At 38.6% G+C, this 840-nt stretch carries 1 protein-coding gene and 1 pseudogene; both read left to right on the forward strand.

Translation table 11 applies throughout. The annotated features are described in order from the left end of the window. Nucleotides 1-41: 41 nt before the first annotated feature. Entirely contained in the window at nt 42-587 is a 546-nt protein-coding gene (locus tag ACFIM1_RS09360; protein WP_375609816.1) for a hypothetical protein, read from the forward strand. After that, nucleotides 581-840 (forward strand): annotated as a pseudogene (locus ACFIM1_RS09365) (hypothetical protein); the annotation flags it as partial. The gene ACFIM1_RS09360 and the pseudogene ACFIM1_RS09365, both read left to right, overlap by 7 nt.

Raw genomic sequence — 840 nt, forward strand, 5'->3', positions numbered from 1 at the left:
AAGAAATTAAACGACAAAGCATGCATTAAAGGAAACAAACCATGGAAAAAAAATACGAAATGACTGATGAAACAATCGAAGTTGGGGGCAAAACTCTCCACCGCATTCGTGCATTGAGAGACTTTGGAAGAGTCAAGAAAGGTGACGTTGGTGGTTTTATTGAGCATGAGGGTAACCTCTCTCATGAGGGCGATTGTTGGGTTTGGCATGATGCCGCGGTTTGTAATAACGCTAAGGTTTTTGGTAATGCACAGATATTCGAAAAATCAATAATTAGAGATAATGCCAAGGTTTGTTGTGATGCCATAGTTTATGGTGATGCTCAAGTTTTTGGGCGTGCAAAAATTTACGACAATGCCCGTGTTTTTGAGAATGCCAAGGTTTGTTGTGATGCCATAGTTTATGGTGATGCTCAAGTTTTTGATGATGCGCATATTTATGACAATGCACAGATTTATGGTGATGCCATGGTTTATGGTGACGCGCATATTTATGACAATGCACAGATTTATGGTTATGCCAAGATTTATGGTGATGCGCATATTTATGGCGATAACGTCATGTCCACTGGAGAAAAATCATGGTGAAAAAATACGAATTAACTGATAAAATGACCAATGAATATGGACATACGCTTTACCGTATTCGTGCACTGAGAGACTTTGGATATGTCAAAAAAGGTGACCTCGGCGGTTTTATAGAAAAAGAGAGCAACTTAAGCCATAAGAGAGACTGTTGGATTTTTGGCAATGCAAAAGTTTATGGTAATGCCAAAGTTTATGATGATGCCCGTGTTTATGGGAATGCACAAATTTCTGGAAATGCACAAGTTTTTGATTA

This window comes from Bartonella sp. AC158YNML (assembly GCF_042196725.1).
GTDB lineage: Bacteria > Pseudomonadota > Alphaproteobacteria > Rhizobiales > Rhizobiaceae > Bartonella.